This is a genomic window from Candidatus Pelagibacter bacterium nBUS_44 (assembly GCF_051200895.1).
Classification (GTDB): domain Bacteria; phylum Pseudomonadota; class Alphaproteobacteria; order Pelagibacterales; family Pelagibacteraceae; genus Pelagibacter.
In genome coordinates, this window is sequence record NZ_CP172838.1 from 149927 (window position 1) to 174293 (window position 24367).

Sequence of the window (24367 nt, forward strand, 5' to 3'; positions counted from 1 at the left end):
TTTAGCACAATATATTTTTAATTATATATTAATATATTATTTTCTGTTAATAAAATTTTATGAAAAAAATTTTAATTTTAGGACATGCTGGTTACATAGGCCCAGTCGTAATTAATCATTTAAAAAATAAATATTATATCTGTGGAGTTGATACTCAATGGTTTAAAGCAAAAATTAATAATAAAAATTATAAAAAGAAATATTTTCCCAATAAAAATATTATTAAAGATATGAGAAACTTTAAATTAAAAGAATTAAACTTTTTACCTGATGCTATTATATATCTTGCAGCTATTTCTAACGACCCTATGGGTCATGAGTTTAAAAAAGTTACTAAAGAAATAAATACAAATTACTGTATAAAAATTGCTAAAGAGGCAAAAAAATTAGGTGTAAAGAAATTTATTTTTGCATCTAGCTGCAGTATCTACGGAGCTGCTGGTAATGCAAAAAAAAAAGAAACTCACAAAATTCAACCATTGACAGATTATGCAAAGTCAAAAGTAATCTCGGAAAAAAAACTAGAAAAAATATCAAGTAAGAATTTTAAAATTATCTCTCTAAGGTTTGCTACAGCAGCTGGATATAGTCCTAAGTTAAGACTTGATTTAGTATTTAATGATTTTGTGGTTAATAGTATTACAAAAAAAGAAATACTTATTTTAAGTAATGGAGAACCTTGGAGACCATTAATTCATGTAAATGATATGGCCCTCTCAATTGAGTGGGCCACTGAATATAATTCAAAGAAAAACTTTTTAGCTATTAATATTGGATCAGATAAATGGACTTTTAAAATTAAAGACTTGGCCTCAAAAATTGCAAAAAGTTTAGGAAAGGTTACAGTTAAGTTAAATAAAGATAATCAACCTGATAAAAGAAGTTATACAGTTGATTTTTCATTATTTAAAAAGATTGCAAAAAATTTTCAACCAAGAGAGAATTTAAAAAATGCTACAAAAGTTCTTGCAAAAAATATTATAGACAGTAAGTATAACTTCAAAAATTTTAGAAATTCAAAAAAATTTATAAGACTTAAAACATTAAAAAACTTACAAGAAAGAAAGTTAATTAATAAACGATTATTTTGGATTAAATAAATGATAGAAGAATTAATTATAACACCGTTAAGAAAAATCCCTGATGAAAGGGGATCTATAATGCACATGCTTAGATCAGACTCACCTCATTTTATAAAATTTGGAGAGATTTATTTTTCTACTGCATATCCTGGGGTAATTAAAGGATGGCATGAGCATACTAAACAAATTCAAAACTATGCTGTGATAAGTGGAATGATCAAATTAGTGCTTTATGACAATAGAGAAAAATCTTCAACTTATAAGAAGTTACAAGAATTATATATTGGAGATGAAAATTATTGCCTGGTTACAATTCCAACGGGAATTATCATGGGATATAAGTGTATTAGTAATTATAAATGTATTTTAGCAAATTGTTCTACTCTACCGCATGACCCCAATGAAATGAAAAGTTATGACCCCTTAAATTTTGATAAAATTAATTATGATTGGGCAATTAAGATGAAATGAGTAAAGTATGTATAGTAGGTTCCTCTGGATATCTAGGAAGTAAAATATTATTAAGTTTAAAAAAAAAATTTAAAATTATCTCAGTATCTAGAAAAAAAATTTATCAAAAAAATTTTAACGAAGGTTTATTTAAGAGTATTATTGGGGATATAAGATCAAAAAAAACTATAAATAAAATTGTTAGTCAAAAGCCAGAATATATAATTTTTGCCTCTGGATTTAATCATTTTAGATCTGAAAAAAATTTTAAAAAAACTATTAACAATAATAATGATTCACTATTGAGTTTATGTGAAAATATTTCAAAAAATGAAAATTTTAAAAAAATAATATATTTATCATCTTTCCAAGTTTATGGAAATTACCAAGAAAACGAACTTATTAATGAAAAAACCCCTAAAAATCCAAAAAATTTTTATGGACTATCTCATTCTATAAATGAGGATATTTTAAATATCGCAAAAAATAAATTTAAAATAAACTTTGAAATCATTAGATTAACAAACGCTTATGGATATCCATCTTTAATTACAAATGATTGTTGGTGGCTAGTTATTAATGACTTATGTAAAAATTATGTGTTTAAAAAAAAAATCGTTATTAATTCTGATGGAAATCCTTTTAGAAACTTTATACATTTAAATGATGTGGCAGAATTTATCAAATTATTATTGTATAAAAAAAAAAAACCTCCGAGATTTATAATTTAGCATCAAATGAAACAATACAAATTAAAAGAATTGCAAAAAAAATATATGAGGTTTCTAATGATAAAAAAATGAAATTATTAATAAATAAAAAAGAAATCCATAATTTTCAAAACTTAAAATTTGAACAACCATCGTTTAAAATTTCTACAAATAAAATTAAAAAATTAGGTTTTAAACCAAAGAAAAATCTAAATATGGGTATAAAAACACTCTTAAACGAAATTAAAATTAGACAAAGTAAAAATTTATAAATTGATTAAAATATTACTAAAACAATTAACCAAAAAAACAAAAATAAGTTCTATTTTAGCTATTTTATTTATGTTTGTTTCTGGTTTGCTCGATACAATTAGTATTGGACTTGTAATACCTCTGATTACCGTTTTTATTGACCCAAATGTTTTTTTAAACAACGAGATAATTAAAAAAATTTCTCAAGTTTTATTAATAGATTTAAATAATTTAACTGCTATTAAAATGATAATTTATTTTGTAGGTGTAGTTATACTTTCGTCAATTTTTAAACTTTTAACACTTAAGCTTAGTTTAGTTTTATCAAGAAAGGTAGGCTCAGAAATTTCATCTAAGGTTTTTAAAAAAATTATTATGAGGCCTTATAAGGAAAATTTATATAGTAAATCAAATGAAATTATTTCATCTCTTACTCAAAGAATGGATAGTTTAACTGGTCTCACTTATCATTTTTTTTCATTTATTTCAGTAAGCATGACTTTACTGGTTATGTTGGTTTTTGCTTTAACAATCTCTTTTAAAATTACGATTATCGTACTGCTGTCGATAATCTTTTTTTACATAATCATAGCAACATACACAAAAAAAATACTAAAGAAAAAATCTCAAATTTTATATTTAGCAGTAAATGAAAGAACCAAGGTAATGCAAAACGCTTTAAATAGTTTAAGAGAAATTATAATTAATTTTTCACAAGATAAACTGGGAGAAATTTTTTCAAAATATGAGAGAACTTATAGACAAACAGAGGCTCAAGTTTCTTTTCTTAGCCTGTTTCCAAGATATGTACTTGAGGGATTTGCAATAATTTTATTAACAATTTTTGCCTTAATTTTATTTACTTTAGAAACTAATAGTTCAGAAATATTAATCATTTTAGGAACAATAGTTTTTGCAACATCTAAACTACTGCCTTTATTTTCTCAATGTTATATTGCTTGGTCGATGTTCTATGGATACCATAAAACTGTGGGTGATGTTGTCGAGATGATGTTATTTGAAGAAGATAAAAGATTTGTTAAAAATGAAAAAGATATAAAAAATTTTCCATTTAAACATTCTATTGAGTTTAAAAATATTTCATACAAATATCCAAATTCAGAAAAAGAAATTATAAAAAATCTTAATTTTAAAATTAATTCAGGCGAAAAAATTGCAATTATAGGAAAAACTGGCAGTGGAAAAAGTACAATTGTAAGCTTATTAAGTGGTTTATTAAACGACTATGGGGGAGAGATAAATGTGGATGGTATTGATTTAAAAGATATTAAATTTCAGGAATGGATATCTAATTTTTCTCATGTTCCCCAAGAAATATTTTTATCTAATGACTCTATTTATGAAAATATTAAATTTTTAAATAAAAAAAATAATAATTATGATGAAGAGATTATTAACGCGGCAAATATAGCAGCTGTGACGGAGTTCTCGGAACAAAAAGAAAATAAACTTTATTATAATGTTGGTGATAATGGAAAAAACCTTTCAGGCGGGCAAAAACAAAGAATTGGATTAGCTAGAGCCTTTTTGCAAAAACGAAAAATTTTAATACTTGATGAAGCCACAAATCAATTAGATTCTAAAATGGAGGAAACTATTTTCAAAAATATTATAGATAATTTTAAAGATATTACTTTAATTGTAATAACTCACAAAAAAAATGATTTAGACTTTTTTGATAAAATCATTAATCTTGACAATTTCAATTAAAGTTTAAGTCAAACGGAATTGATATTCTGTCCTCTGTGGTCGTTTTATTTCTAACTGAATGTTTCAAATATGAATTAAACAAAACAATGGAGTTTTTTATTGGTTTTAAAATAATTGTATTTTTAACATAATTAAAATTTTTAAGATTATCTTGGTCATTAATTATAATATTGTCTCTTGGATTTTGAATTATCAGATCTCCTGTATCATTACCATTTGGGACGTCATAATAATAAATACCAGATAAAATACCCTCTGGATGATAATGACTTTTAAGATCAACTCCTTTGGATGATTTTACGAACCACATTTTCTTTATATGAAAATTTATATTAGAGTTACCAATAAAAAATGAAGTTTTATTTTTTTTTATAAAATCTTCTATTTGCAATTTCAAAATATTAAAAGTTTCTAAATTAAAAATATTATGTTCTGATTGGTAATATCTATATATATTGATTTGTTTTTTATCAGAATATGAATTTGTTTTATTGGTCTCAATATATTCATTTATTTCATTATCAAGATTTAATCTATTTTCAAATTTAAAAATTAATAATTTAGGAGGATAATAATCTAACTTATCTAATTTTTTTTTAGAGTTTGAAATGAAAAATTTATTAAAATAATCTTTTGGATTTTCACCAGTTTTTTCAAAGATATAACTTCCTAAATAAAAATTTTTTTTTGCGAATTCAGGTGTTTCAGGCTGTATATTCTTAAAAGCAATAATTGCTAAATCTAAAATATTTTGTTGAAGAAAAAAATCACCAACTTTAATTTTATCACAATTATTAAGTTTTATTGGCAATATTTTTATTAGTACATAAAAGTAAATAATTTTAAGTTGATTTAAAGCAATTTTAAAAATATTAGTTAATTTTTTAGTTAAATTTATAATAATATATTCCATCAAAATTTATATAATTTCTTATTTATGAAAACTTATTCAAAAAAAAAAATAATACAAAAAAATTATTCAATACTCCAATCTTATTTTTGACGTATAGAAGGATTAATACCGCAAAAAAAGTTTTTAATAAGATCAAATTAATTAAACCAAAAAAATTATATTTTGCAAGCAATGCCCCAATCTCAAATAATAAATCTGATGTTAAAAAAGTAATAGCTGTCAGAAATTTATTAAGTCAAGTAGATTGGAAATGTAAAATTGTTAAAATTTATCACAAAAAACATTTATCAGTTTCAAAATCAATACCTAAGTCAATAACCACTTTTTTTGAATATGAAGATAAAGGAATTATATTAGAGGATGATTGTTTACCATCGAACGATTTCTTTTATTATTGCGAAAAAATGCTTAAATTATATGAAAAAAAAAATATAAATGCTATTTGTGGAAGTAGATTTTCAAGTCCAAAAAATGGAAATTATTATTTTTCAAAATATAATCATGCATGGGGATGGGCCACTTGGAAAAAATCCTGGAATAAATTTGATCCAAACATAAGTTTTTGGCCAAAATGGAAAAATTCAAATCATTGGAAAAAAATGAATCTTGATATTAATGAGTTATCTTATTGGACAAAAATTTTTGAAGCCACTTATAAAAAAAAATAGATACTTGGGATTATGCATGGACAGCATGTGCCTGGTATAATAATCAATTATCGATCATTCCCTCAAATAACTTAATTAATAATATTGGATTTGGTCCAGATGCTACATGGACGGTGCAAAGCAGACAAAATAAAATAAAAAAATTTCATAAAATGAAAGAAAAAATAAAATTAAAAAAAATCAATCAAGACAATTTGAAAGATAAATATGTATTTTACAATCATTTTGGTGGAGGTAATAAAATGAATTTTACTAAAATTATTAAATTGATTAAACTTTTAGTAAATGATCCATCTACTGTATTATTAAAAATAAAAAGAAACTTTAAAAATGTTAAAAAAAATATTTAGATCTTCCTATTATTTTTTGTATTCACTTTTAATAAGTAGATTTTTAATTATAAACTTAAAAAAAAAGTGTTAATTTTTGATAAAATTGGATTAAAATTTTTTTTTCAAAAATTAAGAAATAATCATGATTTGAATACTATAAGACAGATATTCATCAAAGAAGAGTACAATTTTAAAAAAAAATATAATAAACAAATTAGAGAATTTTATAATAACATATTAAAAGAAAATAAAATTCCAATTATAATTGATTGTGGATCAAATATAGGTGCTAGTTCGAACTATTTTAATATAAAATTTCCAAAATCAAAGATTATTGCAATTGAGCCAGACACTGAAAGCATTAAGATTTTTAAATACAATGTTAATGAAAGTAATATATTGCTATATGAAAATGCTTTAAGTTCAGAAGTATTTAGCTACGATTTAGACAGAGATGGCCAAGATTGGAGATCAACAAAAATAAAAAAAAATATCCATAATAATCAATCTCAGAAAACAATAACTATTTCTAGTATATTAGAAAAATATGATAACTTAATTTATAAGCCTTTTTTAATTAAAATTGATATTGAAGGACATGAAAAAGAGCTATTCAAGAAAAATTACCATTGGATAAAAGAGTTTAAAATAATTATTATTGAGTTACATGATTGGTTGTTTCCAAAAGATGAAATTTCAAACAATTTTTTTTTAGCCATTTCAAATATGAAAAAAAAAATATTAAAAGATGGAGAAAATACCATAGTAATTAACAAGGATATTTAAATGAATATATTACTTACTGGGGGATTGGGTTATATAGGATCTCATTTAGCTTTGGGGCTATTGAAAAACAAAAAAACCAAACTAACAATTGTAGATGATTTAAGTAATGCAAAATTAAGTACAAAAAATACAATTAAATATTTATCAAAAAAAAAATTTAAATTTAAAAAATTAGATTTAAAAAATAAAAACAAATTACAAAAACTTTTTAAAGTTGGTAAGTTTGATTTAATTTTTCATTTGGCAGGCTCGAAATCGGTAAAGGAAAGTCAAATAAATCCAAAAAAATATTATGAAAATAACGTTATAGGTTCAATAAATCTACTGCATGCAATGATAGAAAATAATGTAAAAAATATTATATTTAGCTCAACAGCAACTGTTTACGGATTGCATAAAAAAAATTGTTATTCAGAGAATTTTTCAAGAGAGCCCATAAATACATATGGTCTAACAAAAAAAATTATTGAGGATTTGTTAATTGACTTAAAAGAAAAAAATCAAATTAACACTTTAATATTAAGATATTTTAATCCAGCTGGTTGTCATATTTCTGGTTTGTTAGGTGAAAACCCTCAAGGAATTCCAAACAATTTGTATCCATATATTATTAAGATTATCAAAGGAGAAGTTAAATATTTAAAAATATTTGGAAATAATTATAAAACTAAAGATGGAACTGGAGCAAGAGACTATATTCATATTCAAGATTTAGTTGATGCTCATTTAAAGTGTATTAAATTAGTAAAGAAAAAATCAGATATATTTAATATAGGAACAGGTAGACCATACACTGTGCTTGATATTATTAATTCGTTTAAAAAATATTGCAATTTTAAAATAAATTATAATTTTTATTCAAGAAGAGAAGGTGACATAGATATTTATTATAATAAAATTTCTAAAGCAAAAAAAAAATTAGGATGGAGTGCAAAAAGAGGTCTCAAGGAAATTTCACAATCTACATTTAATTTTGCGATTAAAAGCAAGTAATATGAAAATTACAATAATTGTACCAGGTAAATTTCACGCCTTTTACTTAGCAGAGCAATTAGAAAAAAAAAACTATTAAATAAGATAATAACAACTTATCCTAAATTTTTACTAAAGAATTTTAATATACCTTCCAATAAGATTTCTTCTTTTTTTATAAAAGAGATAATTCAAAAAATATTAACTAAATTACAGTCAAAAAAAATTTTAAATAAAAGTATTACTTTTATGAATTCAATTTTTGAAAAATATGCAGCCAAAAAAATTGATTATATTAATACTCAAATATTAATTAGCTGGTCAGGTGCTGCCGAAAGCTCTTTTAAATCTAATTATAATAAAAATTATGTTAAAGTTCTTGAGAGAGGATCTTCCCATATAGAATTTCAAAAGAAAATACTCGAAGAAGAATATAAAAAATTCAGTATTAAAAGAGAAGTTATTAATAAAGAAGTTATAGAAAAAGAGTTAAGAGAATATGAATTGGCTGATTACATTATGGTTCCTAGCTTATTTGCAAAAAAAACATTTTTAGAATTTGGAGTAAAGGAAGAAAAAATTATATGTATTCCCTATGGCGTTGATTTGAAAGAATTTAATAAAAATCAAAAAATTCATAATAATTTTATAATTCTTAATGTTGGACAGATATCTTTAAGGAAGGGTTCTTATTATTTATTAAAAGCTTTTATGGATTTAAATTTAAAAGATTGCGAACTTCATTTTGTTGGGAATATCGATTTTGATATGAAAAACATAATTGGGCAGTTTAAAAAAAATAAAAATATAAAATTTTTTAATCATGTCCCTCAAAATAAATTAAAAAATTTTTATAATAATTCTGATATTTTTGTAATACCATCGATAGAGGAAGGTATGGCAGTTGTGCAATTGCAAGCTATGGCATGCGGATTGCCAGTTATTTCTACAACTAATTCAGGTGGTTCTGATATTATTGATGAAAATGAAAATGGTTATGTAATTAAAATTAGAGACATAGAACAACTAAAAAAAAAAATTAGTTATCTCTATTATAACAGACAAGTTTTAAAAAGATTTAGTGAGAATTCATTTATTAAGGCTAATAAATTTTTATCTTGGGATAATTATGGAGATAAAATTTCCTCTTTATATAGTAAAATTATCAGAGATATAAATTCATAATTTCAGCTTGCTTTAAGATAGTTCTATTTTGAGAAATAAAGTTTCGGATTTTTTCAAATTTATGATCATATTTTTCAAAATTAATTATTACATCATCCAATTTTTTGGCTAATCCAATGAAATCTCCTTTTTCAAATAAAAAATCTTTATCAAAAATGATTTCAGGAATTGCGCCTATATTAGAACCTAAAATAATTGATCCACAAGCAGCAGCCTCTTGTATTACTCTTCCATATTGTTCGTTCCACTCTGAAGGAACAATAGTTATATTTGTGTCTCTCATAGCTTTATTTATATTTTCATGACTGTATTTACTTAAAATTAACTTATTTTCATTTTTTAATTTTTTAAGATCATTTTTGATTATTTTAAAATAATTTATACTATCAATATCAAAAACATCTAAATGCAAAATCCAGTTATTTGATTTTAAGATATTTAAAGACTTGAGTAGAGTATGTATTCCCTTTTTTTTACTTATTCTTCCAAAATAAGATAAAATTATTTTATCATTATTATTATCATTATTAGTTGATGGAAAAAATATTTTAGGATTGTAACCCAATGGAATAACTACAGTTTTGTTTGAATATCCACAATAATCTAGATTCAATTTTATTTGATTTGTATAACAAAATATTTGAGAAATTTTTTTATTAAAAAGGAAATATATTAATTTATAAAAAATAATCTTTACTATTTTCTTAAAAAAATTTTTTTCATCTAAAATGTTATTTTCATTTGAGAAATAATATAATTTAAATTCTTTAAATAATGAGTGAAAAAGTAATATAATTGACTGGAAGGATAAAATATCAAGATCTAAAAATATATGTGTTATATTTCTTTTTTTGATTTCATGTTTTAAGTCATGAAAAATTTTCAATCTTAAATGATCAAAGGTATATTTCTTAAAAACTAAATTAAGATTTACGTCCTCTTTATTAAAATTTGGTTTAATTTTTTTTTTATTTTCAAAATGATCAAGTGGACATATTAAAGTGGTATGAATGTTGTATTTATCATTAAGCAACGAATATACGTCAGTATTAATTTTTTTGATAAACGAATGGCTTATAGCTAATAAATTTATATTTTTTTTCATTTAACTTTAATATAAGTACAAAAACTATGAATAAAAAACTAAATATTGATACCGTAGTTATTTTAGCGGGTGGTCTTGGTACAAGATTATCTGAAGAAACTCAAAAAAAACCCAAACCAATGGTTAAAGTCGGATCAAAACCAATTTTGTGGCATATTTTAAAACACTATCAATTTTATGGTTTTAAAAATTTCATTATTTGTACCGGATACAAAGGTTATGTAATAAAAAATTTTTTTTTAAAAGAAAAGAGTTTTTCAGCAGAAAATATAGTTATTGTTAATACTGGATTAAAAAGTTTAACAGGTACCAGGTTAAAAAAGATAGAAAAAATACTGCCTAACGAATTTTGTTTAACTTATGGTGATGCTGTGTCTGACCTAAAAATAAATAAATTAATTAATTTCCACTTTAAAAAAAAATCAATTTTTACCATAACAGGAGTAGTGCCAGTCAGTAAGTATGGAGCAATAAAATTCAACAATCAAAATAAGATTTTAAATTTTATGGAAAAAAAGGATTTAAAATTAAATTATGTAAGTGGAGGATACTTTGTTTTGAATAAAAGTATTTTAAAATTTATAAATAAAAATAATGATGAAATGTTAGAAAATGCCCCGATGAAAAAAATAGTTAAAACAAATAAAATGTACGTATTCAAACATAAAGGGTTTTGGCAGTGTATGGATACATTAAGAGATAAAATGTATCTAGACAAATTATGGAAAAATAAACCAAAGTGGAAAATTTGGAAAAAATAAAAAATATTATTGTAAAAACTTTTTTATGGAAGATGATACAGTCAATTAAGATTTGGTATCGTTTTCACTTTTTTAAAAATAATTCACAATGGGATTATCATCAATATATAAAAAAGTATCTTAATTATAAAAATGGCTATTATATCGAATTAGGTGCTAATGATGGCGTTAGATTTTCAAATACACTTTATCTTGAGAAATATCTTAATTGGAATGGAATATTGATTGAACCTAGCAATAGATTTAATCTTCTCAAAAAATATAGAGGTAAAAATAACAAATTATTTAATTTAGCATGTTGTAATTTTGAAAAAAAAAATCAAATCAAAGAATATATCTATGCTGATCTTTCTACTTTTTCAAAAGATCAATTTAGTGATAAAAAAAATTTAGAAAAATATTTAAATCACATAAATTTATCTTTTTCAGACAAATTTTATAATTTCAAAACTCAAGCAAAACCATTAAATGATTTATTAATTCAATCTCAAGCTCCAAAAATAATAGATTTTTTTTCTTTAGATGTTGAAGGTGAAGAACTTGAGGTTCTTCAGGGAATTAATTTTAAAGAATATTTGTTTAAATTTATTTTAGTAGAAGGTTTTGATGAAGAAGTATTAAATTTTTTAAAAGAAAAAAAATACACTGTATTAGAAAAACTAAGACACGATACCTTGTTTAAGAGTGAGTTAAAATAAGTGAAAAATCTAGAAACAATAAAAAATAAAAAATTTCTTTTAATAGGCTCAAATTTTCCTTATTCAATTGAAAAAAGTTATCTCAGGTCTTTTCAAAATTTAAATATAAAAAAAGTTTCCTTCTTCTCTCCAGACAATAATGTAATTTTAAAAATGATTAATATAGTTAATAATAAAATTATAAGAGAATTTTACTACTATTTATATAGATTATTTTTAACTAAGTTTTTAACTACAAGTATTCATTTTGATTATATAATTGTATTTAAAGGGATTGAATTAAATTTAGATACACTAAAAATATTATCTAGATTTCAAAAAAAAGCTAAATGGATAAATATTTATACCGATAATCCCTTTAACTTAAAATTTCCATCTTGTTCAAATACTGAGGTGGTCAAGTCTATGAGTTTTTATGATTATTTTTGTACCTCTTTTAGTAAAAAATTAAAAAAAAAATTAAAAAAAAATAACGTTAAGAAGCATATATTTCTTCCATTTGGGTATGATAAAAAAATACACTTTACAAAGCAAAAATTAAAAAAAAAATTGATTAGAAATGATGTCAACTTTGTTGGCGCTTATGATGAATTTAGAAAAAACTTTTTAAATAACCTTAATAGAAAAATAGATATTTTTGGACCAGGATGGAATAGGGCAAAGGATTTAAATAAATTTTTAAAAATTAAAAGTAATTTTATTAATGGCAAACGTCTTAGAGAAATATATAGGAATTATGCAGTCAGCTTAAATATACTTAGAGAACAAGACAAAGAATCTCACAATATGAAAGTTTTTGAAATTCCTATAATGGGGGGGCTTATGCTTACGCAGCGAAATAAAGAAAGTAAATATTTTTTTTTAGAAAACAAGGAGTGCTTTATGTATTCTAATCAAAACGAAGCAAAATCTAAAATTGACTTAATATTAAAAAAAAAAATAAACTATTCAATATTCGAAGAGCAGGTTTATTAAAATCTAAAAAATATAGCTATGATAATAGGCTTAAATATTTACTATCTCAACTTGTATGAAAATAGAAAATATAAAAAAGTTTTTACTTCCAATTTATTTTTGCATTTTATTTTTTGTATTAATTTATAGAGTTTATTTTCTTGATTTAAATTTTAGACCTAGTTATTTAAGTTTATTTTTATCAATTACTTTTATTGGACTATGCTTTCTGAGCTTACACCTATTTTTATTAGAACATGAAAAGAAAAATAATTTCCCATTTATATTCCTAATTGTTTTATACTTGTTATCTACCTATGGGTTTAGTTTTGAGTTAATTGGAGAGTATTTATCTGATAAAGATCAAAAAGTAATTGTTAAAGCTTTTATTATTATAAATTTAGCAATTATTTTTTTAAACATAGGTTATTTTTTATCAAAAACTTTTTTTAAAAAAAAAAGATTGGGTTTCAAATTTCTTGAAGCAAAAAGTTATAGCCATCTAATATTAATTGCTGTTTTTTTTCTTTTTATAAATTTTTTTAACAAATTATATGATGTTGTTCCATCAAATTTAAATCAAATTATTGTACCAATAGTAGCAATTAGTTTTTCAATTATTTTTTATTCAATAATTAAGTTAAAAGACATTAAAAATTATTTATATATATTTTTAATTTTTGTTACCATTTTTTTAGAAATCTTGAGCTCCTCCTATGTTTTTCCGGCATCTTTGACTTTAATTTATTTTGTTGTTTATGTAATCGTAAATAGAAAAATTCCTGTTATTTTAATTTTATTGTGCGCTATATTTTTTATTACTCTTCATCTTCACAAAAATGAATTTAGGATAAACTTAAGCTTAGATAATTATAATACGGTAGAAAGAAGTAAAATATTTTTAAAATTCTACTCATTAGTTTTAAAATCAAAGTCTAGTGAATACATAATACTAGATAAAAATAAAAAGAAGAGTTTTATTGCAGGCACAGCTTCTGATCCAATTAGGGCAAAAGATAATAATTGGAGATTAGCTCATTCATTTAGTTCATTAATAATTTTACTTGAAAAAACACCTTCATCTATAAATTATCTTAAGGGTGAAACATATAAAATCCTATTATCCAAATTTATACCAAGAGTAATATGGAAAGAAAAACCAAATGATACTATTGCAAATAGTATCGGGAAAAAATACAGTGTTTTGGGATCTACAGACACAGCTACATCATGGAATCTTCCAATTATAAATGAAGCTTATATTAACTTTGGGTTTTATGGTGTTATAATTATATCGTTTTTATTGGGTCTAGTTGTTAGATTTTTTAGTGAAATTTTTTCAATAAATAACTTTAATAATGCCGAAAGTCACATTGGCATATACTTATGCTGTTCTACTTTTTTTGGGAACCACATTTGTCATTAGTTTATGGAGGAATATATTATCCAATAATTTTTCTTTATTTTTCCATGACAATATTAATTTATATTTTGAATAGATTTCTAAAATGAAAAAAAAAATAAAAGTATCTTTTTTTCAAAGGAAACCAAGAGAAAATTTTGATTATAGCATTGAAATGTTTTATAAGGAGTTATTTATTTATAATAGTAATGTTGAAATTATTATTAAAAAACTACCATTTGTAAGTAAAGGATTTTTTACAAGAGTTTGTTCCACAATTTGGTGTTTTTTTAATCAAAATGAAATTAACCATGTAAGTGGAGATATAAATTTTGTAAATTTTCTGTTAAAAAAGGAAAAAACTATTTTAACAATACTTGATCTATATTCTTTAAATAGATTAAAAGGCTTGAAAAGACGTATTTATAAACTTTTTTGGTTAGATTTACCTTTAAAAAGATGTTCAAAAATAATTACAATTTCTCAAAAAATCAAAAGAGAGATAATAAGCAATTTTAAAGTTGAAAGTAAGAAAATTGAAGTAATATCTTGTTCGATTTCAAGCACTTTTAAAAGAAAAAATAAAAAATTAAATTTCAAAGAATTAAATATTTTATTTATAGGAACTGGTGAAAACAAAAATCTTGAAAGATCTATAAAGGCACTGAAAAAACTTAAAATAAAACTTATAATTATAGGAGAAATAAAGTTAAAATATCTAGATCTTTTAAAAAAAAATAAGATTAATTATTTAAATTATGTTAATCAGACCCAAAAACAAATATTCAGACATTATATTAATAGTGATATATTGCTGTTTCCATCAGAATATGAAGGATTTGGAATTCCTATTTTAGAAGCCCAGGCTGTTGGTAGACTAGTTGTAACCTCAAATAATTTAAAGGATATATCAGGCAAAGGGGCAATATATATTAATCCTTTAAGTATTACTGATATAAGAAGAAAAATTATTAATATTCAGAAAAAGCGCTATAAAGTAAAGAAAATTATTAAAATTGGTTTTAAAAATTTAGATAGATATAAATTAAAGGATATAAAAAAAAAATACCTAAAAGTGTATAATTCATTTTATGAAAATATTGGTAGTAACTAGTAGTCTTTATCCTGAAATTGGAGGTCCTTATAATGTTATTACATCAACTGTAAGAGAACTTTTAGAGAAAAATATAAAAATTAAAATCCTCCCTTTTTTTGATGGAAAAAAAAAACCAACTAGAAGTATTTACAATATAATTAAAAAACACGATATTATTCATTTTTATGGTGGTTGGGATTTTAATCATATTAAAGTTTTTTTAATTAGTTTTTTTTTAAAAAAAAAATTTATCATATCTCCGATGGGTATTTTTGAAGATTGGTCTCTTCAACAAAAAAAAATCAAAAAAAAATTAGCTCTTATATTTTATCAAAAAAAAATTTTAGACAAAAGTGATATAATACATGCAACATCATCTCTTGAAAAAGAAAACATTAAGAAGCTTACCAATAATAAAAATATTATAGTTATTCCTCATGGGATAAATAAATTGGAAGAAAAATTTGTTAAGAATAAATTTTTTGTAAATGATAAAAAAAGAGCTTTATTCTTCTCTAGAATACATAAAAAAAAGGGCTTAGAAGAATTGTTAATGGGCTGGAAAAAAGCAGGTATGCTAAATTGGGAATTAAATATATATGGTCCAGATTTTAATAGATTTCTTGATCAAATCGATCCTTCTTTAAAAAATATTGAAAATGTTTTTTTTAAAGGGGCAATATTTGATACTGAAATAAAAAATAAAATTTTTAAAGAGAGCGATTTAATGATTTTGCCATCTAAAAGTGAAAATTTTGGTTATGTAGTTTTAGAGAGTCTTAGAGCCGGTCTTCCTGTATTGACAACTATAAAAACACCTTGGAAAGATATTCAAGAAACAAATTCAGGCTGGGTCATAAATGACAACATTACCGATATTGAAAAAACTCTAAGAGAAATCAATTTAATTAATGAGAATCAGTTTTTAATTAAATCAAAAAATTCTAAAAAATTATCTGAAAAATATTTATGGGAAAATATTTTAGAAAAATATATATCATTATATAATCATAATTTTTAAATGAAAATTTTGTCTCTTGGATATAGTTCTGTAGATTCTGGTGGTCCTTTTAATGTAGAGCAAAATTATATAAATACTTTAAAATCAAAAAATATTGAAGTTGTTAAAGAAATATATTCTTTTAAAGATATTTCTAAAATTTTAATTTCAGATAGAAAAAAATTTATAGACTATTTAGATGAATATGATTTAGTACATTTTCATAATATTTTTTCAGTATCGAATGCAATAATATCAAATATATTATTTAAAAATCATATTCCCTACATAATAAGTTTACATGGAAATTTAAACAATTGGTCTATGCGCCAATCTAAATTAAAAAAAATAATCTTTCTAAAATTATTTAAATCATTTATTTCAAAAAGTCAGGCTATTCATGTTTTAAATGATTATGAAAAAAATGAGATATCTAATATTCTTAATTTCAAAAAATTGCGCATATTTAAATTACAAAATTGTTTAGATGTATCACAATATAAAATTACTAAATTAATCAATAAAGAAAAATTTACTATTTTATTCTTCGGACGTTTAAATTTCAAAAAAGGAATATATAGATTATTAGATATAATCAAATTAATTGAAAAAGAAAAAATAAATGATATTAAATTTTTGTTTGTTGGCCCAAAAGATAAATTAATTTATAATGATTTTATCTCTAAAATAGAAAGTTTAAAAATAACAAAAATAGTAGAAATTAGAGAAGGTATTAAAACGCTTAAAGAAAAGAATAAATTATTTAGTGAAAGTGATGTATTTATTTTGCCCTCAGATGATGAAGCTGACTCAGTTTCTGTAAAAGAAGCTCTTAGTGCAGGGTTACCAGTAATAATTTCAAAAAATTGTAAGTTTCAATTTACAAAAAATGCTAATGAATTTATAAAAATCATCGATAATAAGAATTTAAATCAATATGTAGATACAATTTTGGAGTTTTATAAAAATTATCAAAACCTCAGTTCTTTAGCAATTAAAGCTCATATGTTTTCAGATAAGAATTTTTCTTTAAGAGAAATAGAAACAGATTTACCTAAAGTTTATAATGATTGTCTTACTTACTCATTTGAGTCAAAAAATTGGTATTAATGAAAAAAAATTATGTTCTTGGATTAAATTTCCTTCATTCAGACAGTTCCGCATGTCTTTTTGAAAATAATGAATTAATCGTTGCAGCTGAAGAAGAAAGATTTTTAAGAGTTAAACACACAACATTATTTCCTTTTAATGCAATAAAATTTTGTTTATCTCATGCAAATATAAATATTAGCGATATTAGTGTTATAACTATTAATTCAAGACCAACATCTTCAATTATAAAAAAAATATTATTTCTTTTACAAAATCCATCTGCATATAAAATAGCTATAAATAGTGCTAAAAATACACGGTCAAAACTTACTTTAAAAAACTATATTTCTAAAATTGATGAAAACTATAATTTTAATGGAAAAATATTTTATGCTGACCATCACGAATCTCATATTGCTTCTTCGCTCTATTTTAGTGGTTTTGAAGAGTGCGTTAACTTATCTGTTGATGGATTTGGTGATTTTGCAAGCTGTGCTTGGGGATATTCAATAAATAAAAACTTAAAATTAGATTCAAAAATATATTTTCCACATTCATTAGGAATATATTATCAAGCAATGACACAATTTTTAGGATTTAAAAATTATGGAGACGAATATAAAGTTATGGGATTATCTCCGTATGGTAAACCTAAATATATAAAAGAAATTTCAGATCTTATAAATAAAACTAATTTTGGTTTCAATTTAAATTTAAAATATTTTGAGCATCATAAAAAAAAAATTCTTCAAATTAATAAAAAAAATCAAGCAGAATACTTAAATTTGTACTCTAATAAATTAGTTGATCTATTAGGCAAAGCGAGAAAAAATAATGATGAAATAACGCAATATCATATGGATTTAGCAAAATCCATACAATCAGTATATGAGGATATATTTTTTCATTTATTAAATATAGTTTACAAAAAATATCAAAACCCAAATTTAACTTTGTCTGGCGGTTGTGCTATGAATTCTGTAGCAAATGGTAAAATAATTAAAAAAACTCCATTTAAAAATATTTATATTTCACCAAATCCTGGTGATGGTGGTGGCTCAGTTGGTTCTGCTTGCGCTTATCTAAGTAATAAATTTAAGAAAAAAATTTATGTAAAAAATTATTCATATTTAGGTCCAAAATTTAATAATGATGAGATAGAAAATATAATAAATAAATTCGAATATAAAAAAAAATATAATATAAATTTTTTAAAAGATCAGGAAATTTCAAGTTATATTGCAAAAGAACTTGCTAATTCAAAAGTAATTGGATGGTTCCAAGATAAAACTGAATGGGGTCCAAGAGCTTTAGGAAATAGATCTATTCTTGCCGACCCAAGAAATCCTAATATTAAAAAAATTATAAATTCAAAAATAAAAAGGAGAGAGAGTTTTAGGCCATTTGCTCCTTCAGTAATATTTGAGGAGTCGCACAAATGGTTTGACATAAATAAAGAGGTGCCTTTTATGTCAGAGGTTTATCAAGTGAGAGAAGAAAAACAAAAATTACTCCCAGGAATAACACATATAGATGGCAGTGGGAGAGTTCAAACAGTTAAAAAAGAAGATAATTTTAAATATTATAATTTAATTAGAAATTTTTTTGAGCTCACAAATGTTCCTGTTATTTTAAACACTTCTTTTAACGAAAATGAGCCTATAGTAAACCATCCCATTGAAGCATTAAATTGTTTTCATAGAACTGAAATGGATATACTTGTTTTAGAAAACTATATTTTAAGTAGGTAAAATGAAATTTTCAATTGTAACAGTAAGCTATAACTCAGAAAAAACTATTGAAGAAACTATTCGGTCTGTAATATCCCAATCTTGTAAAGATTATGAGTATATTCTTGTTGACGGAGGATCAACTGATAATACTTTAAATATTGTCAATAATTACAAAAAATATTTTAATAAAATAATCTCAGAAAAAGATAATGGGATTTATGATGCAATCAATAAAGGAATTAAAGTTGCATCGGGTGAGATAATCTCAATTTTAAATTCAGATGATATTTATTATTCAAATAATGTTTTATCAGATGTTGAAAATGTTTTTGAAAATGATCAAAATTATAAATGCGTAATAGGAAATACTTTAATTTTTAAAGGAATAAATAATAAAAAAAAAATAATAAGAAATTATAAATCTAATTTTTATAATTGGATGATCTATTTGGGCTATTCACCTCCACATCCTTCATCTTTTTTTAAAAAAGAGGTATATTCAAAATTTGGTACATATAATACAAAATTTAAAATTGCTGGTGATTTTGATTTTTTTTTAAGGACAATTTTTATCAATAAAATTAAATATAGAAAAATAAATCAAAATTATGTTTTTATGAGATTTGGAGGAAAAAGTACTAAATCTTTTTTAAATCATAATAAATCTTCTATTGAAATTTTAAACTCATTTAAAATAAATAATATTAAAAATAATTTATTTGTAATTTTTTTGAGATTTCCCTTAAAAGTAATTCAGTATTTTTTAAAATGAATAATATAAATTTCCAAAATCACCTAATAAAGTTCTCTACTATTCTATTTTGCTTAATACCAATTGCCTTGATTAGTGGTCCTTTCATTCCTGATTTATTTTTAGTATTAATCATATTTAGCTCTTTTATAGTTTTATTTTTAAAGAAAGATTTTTCCATTTTTAAAAATAAATTTTTTTATGCATTTGTTGTATTTTGGTTAATCTTAACAATTAATTCTTTTTTTACTTTTAACTTTTCATCAATAAAAAGTGCCTCTCTTTATTTTAGGTTTTTTTTATTTGGAATTGTTATTTTTTTACTAATTTCTTATAATAAAAATATTTTAGAGCATCTCCTTAAAATTTTTTTATTAATTTTTCTTATTCTATTTTTAGATGCTACGTACCAATTTATTTTTTCAAAAAATCTAATTGGTTTTGTTTATGATAATCCTCATAATTTTAGAATTACTAGTTTTTTTGGAAAAGATGAAGTTTTAGGTAGCTATATTTCAAGATTTGTACCGATCTTAATTTTTTTAATAGTAAATTCTCAAAATAAGTTAATTAAAAAATATAAGTCAGTATTAATATTTTTTTATTTAATAATTTCATTTATTGTTGTGATTTTAAGTGGTGAAAGAACTTCAATTGCTTTATTTTTTTTATTCACATTATTTTTATTATTCTCTTCAATTAATTTAAGAAAATTGATTATATTTCCAATTTTACTAAGTCTGCTTATTGGTGGAAGTTTAATATATTTTAATGAAACATTAAAAAATAGAATAATTTCATCAACACTTAATCAGCTAGGTGTATATGAAGGTAGTGAAAGATTAGTTTTATTTAGCAAAACTTACGAAGGTCACTATAAAATTGCTTTAAATATGTTCAAAGAAAAACCCATTTTTGGACATGGTGCTAAAATGTTTAGGTTTTATTGCTCAAAAGAAAAAAATATTACTAAAGAATTAATTGATGTTAATGCATGCACAACACACCCACACAATTTTTATGCACAATTTTTATCCGAGACAGGATTAACGGGAACAATTGCCTTATTCTTTATATTTTTTTATATTTTAAAGGAATTTAGCATAAATTTATTTCATCAAATAAAATTTAGAAAACAAAAGCTAAGTGATGAAGCAATTTGTATATTATCAGTGTTTTTTATAACCTTTTTTCCATTTTTGCCTTCAGGAAACTTTTTTAATAATTGGTTATCAATAATAATTTATTATCCTCTAGGATTTTTAATATATTTAATTAAATATAAAAAATACAATGTCTAATTATATAATTATAAGCTCAATATTAATCAATTTTCCAATAATATTTTTTTTTAATTTTCTAGAAAAAAATATAAACCTTTTTGATCAGCCTGATAAAATTAGAAAGTTTCAAAAAAAACCAATAGCATTGTATGGGGGTTTGATATTAATATATAATTTACTTATTTTTTATATTTTAAATATTTCCAGTAATTTAAATTTATATTCAGAAATTTACTTTTCAAATTCTAGAGAGTATTTCTCTTTCTTTTTTGGCTTATCGTTGTGTTTTATAATTGGATTGCTTGACGACAAACACAATATTTCAGCTAATACCAAACTAATTTCTAATTCAATAATTATTTTTATAGTTTTAATAATTGACGAAAATCTTATTATAAGAGAATTATCTTTTTCATTTCTAGATGCCCCAATAGAACTTAAAAAATTTTCATTATTTTTTACCTTGTTATGTATTTTACTTTTTTTAAATGCGATTAATATGTTTGATGGTATCAATCTTCAATGTTCAATATATTGCTTAATTATATTTATAATTTTTTTTTATAAAAATGTTTTTTCGAATTTAAGTTTGGTATTTATTATATCGCTCATATTTTTTATTTATTTAAATTCAAAAAATAAAACTTATCTTGGTGATAGTGGTGCTCAAATTCTTGGTTTTGTTATCTCATTTTTTTTTATTAAATCCTACAATTTAGAATCTACATTTACTTGTGATGAAATATTTATCATTATGATGTTACCTGGAATTGATATGTTTAGATTATTTTTAGAGAGACTTTCAAATGGATTTAACCCTTTTAGAGCTGATAATAGACATATTCATCATTTATTAATTAATAAAATTGGATATTTTAAAACTTTAATTTTGTTACAAGGTATTATTATTTCTCAAATATTTTTTTATGGTTTATTTAATAACAATTTAATCATAATCATTTTATTTTTAATACTGTATAATCTTTTGATATTTAGATTTTCAAAAAAATGATTTTTCATAAAAGAGTTTTTGATATTTTATTTTCTTCAATTCTCTTAATTTTGTTTGTTCCTTTTTTTTTATTAATTTCGATATTGATTAAAATAGACTCTAGTGGTCCAATTTTATTCAAATCTTTAAGAGTTGGTCAGTATGGCAAAGAATTTAATATGTTTAAATTCAGAACAATGTTTGAAGGAACCAAAATAGAAGAAACAAAAAAAATTAAAAATGTTGATAAAAAAATTACAAAAATTGGAACTTTTTTAAGAAAATCAAGTTTAGATGAATTACCTCAGTTATTCAACGTTCTGAGCGGAAAAATGTCTATTGTAGGCCCAAGACCAGCATTAAAAACTCAAAAATTTATAATTAAAAAAAGAGCTCATTTTAAAATCAACAACATAAAGCCAGGAATTACAGGTTTGGCACAAATTAATGGAAGAGACTCAATTTCTGAAAAAAAAAAATATATTTTGATAAGTTATATTATTCACAATATAGTATTTTCTTAGATATAAAAATTTTGCTCAAAACTATAATAATAGTTTTTTATAATAAGGATATTTCACATTGATAAATTATAATATTTCAAATTTTAAAAAAAAAATAATACTTTTTTTAGTAGACTTTATAATTGTTATATTATCAGTTAGTCTAGCTTATACCTTAAGACTAGAAAAATTTTATCCATTTTGGAAAATAGAAATAATTGTATATATAATTTTTTTTGTAATATTTTTTTTAACATTTTATGTAAATAATGTTTATCAAATATTAATTAGATATTTTGATTATCACTCTATAAAAAATATTATTAAATCAATAATTTATTTTCAGATAGTTTTAATATTGATTAACTTTTTAGTTTACAAAAATATTTACTTTCCTCGATCTGTTTCATTTATTGCCCCAATTTTTATTGGAATATTTGTAATTTTAATTAGAGTAATAATAAGTTTTTTAATCAATTCAAATAATATAAAAAATAATTTAATAAATAATATTCTCATAATTGGAATTAATGATCAAACTGTTAATCTTTTTAATAATATTAGACAGTCAAATGATTATGGAAATGTAAAATGTTTTTTAGATATTAGTGGTGAATATAAGAAGAGAGAAATTAATGGTGTAAAAATTTATAAAATTCGAGATTTGTACAAAATAATTAAAACATTAAATATTAACGAAATAATTATTGGCACAAAAAGTTTTAAAAAAAATGAAAGAGTAAGTCTTTTTAAAAAATTAGAAAATCAAAATATAAGAATAAAAAATTTAGCGAATATAAAAGAAGGTCATAGAAATTTAATAAAAAAATCTCTAAAAATAAAACCTAATTTCTATGATATAATTGATAGAGAAAAAATTATAGTTGATAAAAAAGTTTTAATTAAAAAAATTAAAAGTAAAAGTATATTGATAACGGGAGCTGGTGGTTCAATTGGTTCAGAGTTAACTAAAGAAATTGCAAAACATTCTCCAAAACGAATATATGCTTTAGATAATTCAGAAATAAATTTATTTAATCTTTTATCAAGTTTGAAGGATCATAAAATCAAAAACATAGGTAAAATTATTCCAGTTCTTGGTGATTGCGGAGATATTGAATTTTTAGATAGCAAATTCAAAAATAAAAATTTAGATGAAGTTTTTCATGCAGCAGCTTATAAACATGTTTTTTTTGGAGAAGAAAATCCATATTCAATGATTAAAAATAATATTTTTGGAACAAAAAATATTATAAAATTTGCAATACAAAAAAGAATTAAAAATTTTACTTTTATTAGTTCTGATAAGGCAGTAAATCCAAAAAGTATTTTGGGTTTTTCAAAAAAATATGGAGAAAGATTAATAGAGTATTATTACAAAAAAAATAAATTAGGAGATATAGTTAACTTTACAATTGTGCGGTTTGGAAATGTGATAGGGTCAAGTGGCTCAGTAATACCAATATTTCTCAATCAAATATCAAAAGGGGAACCTTTAACAGTAACTAATAAAAAAGCCCAAAGATATTTTATGTCCATTTCAGAGGCGGTGAAACTAGTTATAAATTCATCATTTCTAAATAAAAAAGGTGTAAAGATTTATGCACTAAATATGGGTCAACAAATAAACATTTATGAAATAGCAAAAAGAATTATCAGATTAAGTGGAAATACAGTTAAAAATAAAAAAAACATAAATGGTGATGTTGAAATAAAAATAATTGGTTTGAAGAAAGGTGAAAAAATTTCTGAAGAAATAGCATTAGGAAAAAATTTAAAATCTACTTCTCACAGTAGAATAATGCAATGCGATGAAAAAATAGATATAAAAAATTTAGAAACAGATTTAATCAAAATTAACAAATTTTTAAATAATAAATTTTTTTTAAAAAAAATACTTACTTTAGTAAAATAAAA

The 24367-nt window shown here is 22.4% G+C and carries 25 protein-coding genes; 23 read left to right on the forward strand and 2 right to left on the reverse strand.

Annotated features, from left to right (window positions below; all coding sequences use genetic code 11):
- Positions 1-59 precede the first annotated feature (59 nt).
- From ACIJYB_RS00780 to ACIJYB_RS00800, 5 genes are all read left to right on the forward strand, one after another.
- Positions 60-1100 carry an SDR family oxidoreductase gene (locus ACIJYB_RS00780; protein WP_435151277.1) on the forward strand — a complete coding sequence of 347 codons (1041 nt, stop codon included), beginning with the start codon at positions 60-62 and terminating at the stop codon, positions 1098-1100.
- Positions 1101-1553 (forward strand): dTDP-4-dehydrorhamnose 3,5-epimerase family protein, encoded by a 453-nt coding sequence (locus ACIJYB_RS00785; protein WP_435151279.1) that lies wholly within the window; start codon positions 1101-1103, stop codon positions 1551-1553. It begins immediately after the preceding gene.
- Entirely contained in the window at positions 1550-2263 is a 714-nt protein-coding gene (locus ACIJYB_RS00790) for an SDR family oxidoreductase (RefSeq protein WP_435151281.1), read from the forward strand. Before ACIJYB_RS00785 ends, ACIJYB_RS00790 begins: the two co-directional genes overlap by 4 nt.
- 68 nt (positions 2264-2331) lie before the next feature.
- Positions 2332-2514 (forward strand): hypothetical protein, encoded by a 183-nt coding sequence (locus tag ACIJYB_RS00795; RefSeq protein ID WP_435151282.1) that lies wholly within the window; start codon positions 2332-2334, stop codon positions 2512-2514.
- Position 2515: 1 nt separating this feature from the next.
- Positions 2516-4225, forward strand: a complete 1710-nt coding sequence (locus ACIJYB_RS00800) for an ABC transporter ATP-binding protein (RefSeq protein ID WP_435151284.1) — start codon at positions 2516-2518, stop codon at positions 4223-4225.
- Here ACIJYB_RS00800 and ACIJYB_RS00805 read toward each other — a convergent pair.
- Entirely contained in the window at positions 4218-5138 is a 921-nt protein-coding gene (locus tag ACIJYB_RS00805; protein ID WP_435151286.1) for a TIGR02466 family protein, read from the reverse strand. The genes ACIJYB_RS00800 and ACIJYB_RS00805 overlap by 8 nt on opposite strands.
- Positions 5139-5224: 86 nt before the next feature.
- Here ACIJYB_RS00805 and ACIJYB_RS00810 point away from each other — a divergent pair, with 86 nt between their 5' ends.
- The 5 genes from ACIJYB_RS00810 to ACIJYB_RS00830 all read left to right on the forward strand — a co-directional run bounded on the left by ACIJYB_RS00810 (position 5225) and on the right by ACIJYB_RS00830 (position 9081).
- Positions 5225-5806: a hypothetical protein gene (locus tag ACIJYB_RS00810; protein ID WP_435151288.1), complete on the forward strand. Its 582-nt coding sequence runs from the start codon at positions 5225-5227 to the stop codon at positions 5804-5806.
- A 152-nt stretch (positions 5807-5958) separates the two neighbouring features.
- Positions 5959-6156, forward strand: coding sequence for a hypothetical protein (locus ACIJYB_RS00815; protein WP_435151290.1), 198 nt, complete (start codon positions 5959-5961; stop codon positions 6154-6156).
- A gap of 66 nt (positions 6157-6222) precedes the next feature.
- The gene (locus tag ACIJYB_RS00820) at positions 6223-6924 is read left to right on the forward strand and encodes an FkbM family methyltransferase (protein ID WP_435151292.1); all 702 of its coding nucleotides are present in this window, start codon (positions 6223-6225) and stop codon (positions 6922-6924) included.
- On the forward strand, positions 6925-7917 hold the full coding sequence (gene galE, locus ACIJYB_RS00825; RefSeq protein ID WP_435151294.1) for a UDP-glucose 4-epimerase GalE: 993 nt from the start codon (positions 6925-6927) through the stop codon (positions 7915-7917).
- A 228-nt stretch (positions 7918-8145) separates the two neighbouring features.
- On the forward strand, positions 8146-9081 hold the full coding sequence (locus tag ACIJYB_RS00830; protein ID WP_435151295.1) for a glycosyltransferase family 4 protein: 936 nt from the start codon (positions 8146-8148) through the stop codon (positions 9079-9081).
- On the opposite strand, the gene ACIJYB_RS00835 is transcribed toward ACIJYB_RS00830, so the two are convergent.
- Complete coding sequence (locus ACIJYB_RS00835) at positions 9062-10186, reverse strand: glycosyltransferase (protein WP_435151297.1); 1125 nt, start codon at positions 10184-10186, stop codon at positions 9062-9064. The genes ACIJYB_RS00830 and ACIJYB_RS00835 overlap by 20 nt on opposite strands.
- Before the next feature lie 26 nt (positions 10187-10212).
- On the opposite strand from ACIJYB_RS00835, the gene ACIJYB_RS00840 reads away from it, so the two are divergent.
- The 13 genes from ACIJYB_RS00840 (at position 10213) to ACIJYB_RS00900 (ending at position 24365) form a co-directional block, all read left to right on the forward strand.
- Positions 10213-10947: a sugar phosphate nucleotidyltransferase gene (locus ACIJYB_RS00840; protein WP_435151299.1), complete on the forward strand. Its 735-nt coding sequence runs from the start codon at positions 10213-10215 to the stop codon at positions 10945-10947.
- Positions 10935-11645 (forward strand): FkbM family methyltransferase, encoded by a 711-nt coding sequence (locus tag ACIJYB_RS00845; RefSeq protein WP_435151301.1) that lies wholly within the window; start codon positions 10935-10937, stop codon positions 11643-11645. The genes ACIJYB_RS00840 and ACIJYB_RS00845 overlap by 13 nt, the downstream gene beginning before the upstream one ends.
- Positions 11646-12620, forward strand: a complete 975-nt coding sequence (locus ACIJYB_RS00850; protein WP_435151303.1) for a glycosyltransferase family protein — start codon at positions 11646-11648, stop codon at positions 12618-12620. It abuts the gene before it with no gap.
- A 55-nt stretch (positions 12621-12675) separates the two neighbouring features.
- The gene (locus tag ACIJYB_RS00855; RefSeq protein ID WP_435151304.1) at positions 12676-14025 is read left to right on the forward strand and encodes a hypothetical protein; all 1350 of its coding nucleotides are present in this window, start codon (positions 12676-12678) and stop codon (positions 14023-14025) included.
- Between the two features lie 82 nt (positions 14026-14107).
- Positions 14108-15115 carry a glycosyltransferase gene (locus ACIJYB_RS00860; RefSeq protein WP_435151306.1) on the forward strand — a complete coding sequence of 336 codons (1008 nt, stop codon included), beginning with the start codon at positions 14108-14110 and terminating at the stop codon, positions 15113-15115.
- Entirely contained in the window at positions 15093-16118 is a 1026-nt protein-coding gene (locus tag ACIJYB_RS00865) for a glycosyltransferase (RefSeq protein WP_435151307.1), read from the forward strand. The genes ACIJYB_RS00860 and ACIJYB_RS00865 overlap by 23 nt, the downstream gene beginning before the upstream one ends.
- Complete coding sequence (locus ACIJYB_RS00870) at positions 16119-17207, forward strand: glycosyltransferase (RefSeq protein ID WP_435151309.1); 1089 nt, start codon at positions 16119-16121, stop codon at positions 17205-17207.
- A complete protein-coding gene (locus tag ACIJYB_RS00875; RefSeq protein ID WP_435151311.1) occupies positions 17207-18940 on the forward strand; it encodes a carbamoyltransferase family protein in 1734 nt (577 codons plus the stop codon). Before ACIJYB_RS00870 ends, ACIJYB_RS00875 begins: the two co-directional genes overlap by 1 nt.
- Before the next feature lies 1 nt (position 18941).
- Positions 18942-19694, forward strand: a complete 753-nt coding sequence (locus ACIJYB_RS00880) for a glycosyltransferase family 2 protein (protein ID WP_435151312.1) — start codon at positions 18942-18944, stop codon at positions 19692-19694.
- Entirely contained in the window at positions 19691-20974 is a 1284-nt protein-coding gene (locus ACIJYB_RS00885; protein ID WP_435151314.1) for an O-antigen ligase family protein, read from the forward strand. Before ACIJYB_RS00880 ends, ACIJYB_RS00885 begins: the two co-directional genes overlap by 4 nt.
- Complete coding sequence (locus tag ACIJYB_RS00890; RefSeq protein ID WP_435151316.1) at positions 20967-21968, forward strand: MraY family glycosyltransferase; 1002 nt, start codon at positions 20967-20969, stop codon at positions 21966-21968. The genes ACIJYB_RS00885 and ACIJYB_RS00890 overlap by 8 nt, the downstream gene beginning before the upstream one ends.
- Positions 21965-22471 carry a sugar transferase gene (locus ACIJYB_RS00895; RefSeq protein WP_435151318.1) on the forward strand — a complete coding sequence of 169 codons (507 nt, stop codon included), beginning with the start codon at positions 21965-21967 and terminating at the stop codon, positions 22469-22471. Before ACIJYB_RS00890 ends, ACIJYB_RS00895 begins: the two co-directional genes overlap by 4 nt.
- Positions 22472-22529: 58 nt before the next feature.
- Complete coding sequence (locus ACIJYB_RS00900; protein ID WP_435151319.1) at positions 22530-24365, forward strand: polysaccharide biosynthesis protein; 1836 nt, start codon at positions 22530-22532, stop codon at positions 24363-24365.
- Positions 24366-24367: the final 2 nt, after the last annotated feature.

Coding starts and splice junctions, on each gene's coding strand:
- ACIJYB_RS00780 (WP_435151277.1), top strand. CDS start 60: ATGAAAAAAATTTTAATTTTAGGACATGCTGGTTACATAGGCCCAGTC.
- ACIJYB_RS00785 (WP_435151279.1), top strand. CDS start 1,101: ATGATAGAAGAATTAATTATAACACCGTTAAGAAAAATCCCTGATGAA.
- ACIJYB_RS00790 (WP_435151281.1), top strand. CDS start 1,550: ATGAGTAAAGTATGTATAGTAGGTTCCTCTGGATATCTAGGAAGTAAA.
- ACIJYB_RS00795 (WP_435151282.1), top strand. CDS start 2,332: ATGAAATTATTAATAAATAAAAAAGAAATCCATAATTTTCAAAACTTA.
- ACIJYB_RS00805 (WP_435151286.1), bottom strand. CDS start 5,138: ATGGAATATATTATTATAAATTTAACTAAAAAATTAACTAATATTTTT.
- ACIJYB_RS00815 (WP_435151290.1), top strand. CDS start 5,959: ATGAAAGAAAAAATAAAATTAAAAAAAATCAATCAAGACAATTTGAAA.
- galE (WP_435151294.1), top strand. CDS start 6,925: ATGAATATATTACTTACTGGGGGATTGGGTTATATAGGATCTCATTTA.
- ACIJYB_RS00830 (WP_435151295.1), top strand. CDS start 8,146: ATGAATTCAATTTTTGAAAAATATGCAGCCAAAAAAATTGATTATATT.
- ACIJYB_RS00835 (WP_435151297.1), bottom strand. CDS start 10,186: ATGAAAAAAAATATAAATTTATTAGCTATAAGCCATTCGTTTATCAAA.
- ACIJYB_RS00840 (WP_435151299.1), top strand. CDS start 10,213: ATGAATAAAAAACTAAATATTGATACCGTAGTTATTTTAGCGGGTGGT.
- ACIJYB_RS00855 (WP_435151304.1), top strand. CDS start 12,676: ATGAAAATAGAAAATATAAAAAAGTTTTTACTTCCAATTTATTTTTGC.
- ACIJYB_RS00860 (WP_435151306.1), top strand. CDS start 14,108: ATGAAAAAAAAAATAAAAGTATCTTTTTTTCAAAGGAAACCAAGAGAA.
- ACIJYB_RS00865 (WP_435151307.1), top strand. CDS start 15,093: ATGAAAATATTGGTAGTAACTAGTAGTCTTTATCCTGAAATTGGAGGT.
- ACIJYB_RS00870 (WP_435151309.1), top strand. CDS start 16,119: ATGAAAATTTTGTCTCTTGGATATAGTTCTGTAGATTCTGGTGGTCCT.
- ACIJYB_RS00875 (WP_435151311.1), top strand. CDS start 17,207: ATGAAAAAAAATTATGTTCTTGGATTAAATTTCCTTCATTCAGACAGT.
- ACIJYB_RS00880 (WP_435151312.1), top strand. CDS start 18,942: ATGAAATTTTCAATTGTAACAGTAAGCTATAACTCAGAAAAAACTATT.
- ACIJYB_RS00885 (WP_435151314.1), top strand. CDS start 19,691: ATGAATAATATAAATTTCCAAAATCACCTAATAAAGTTCTCTACTATT.
- ACIJYB_RS00890 (WP_435151316.1), top strand. CDS start 20,967: ATGTCTAATTATATAATTATAAGCTCAATATTAATCAATTTTCCAATA.
- ACIJYB_RS00895 (WP_435151318.1), top strand. CDS start 21,965: ATGATTTTTCATAAAAGAGTTTTTGATATTTTATTTTCTTCAATTCTC.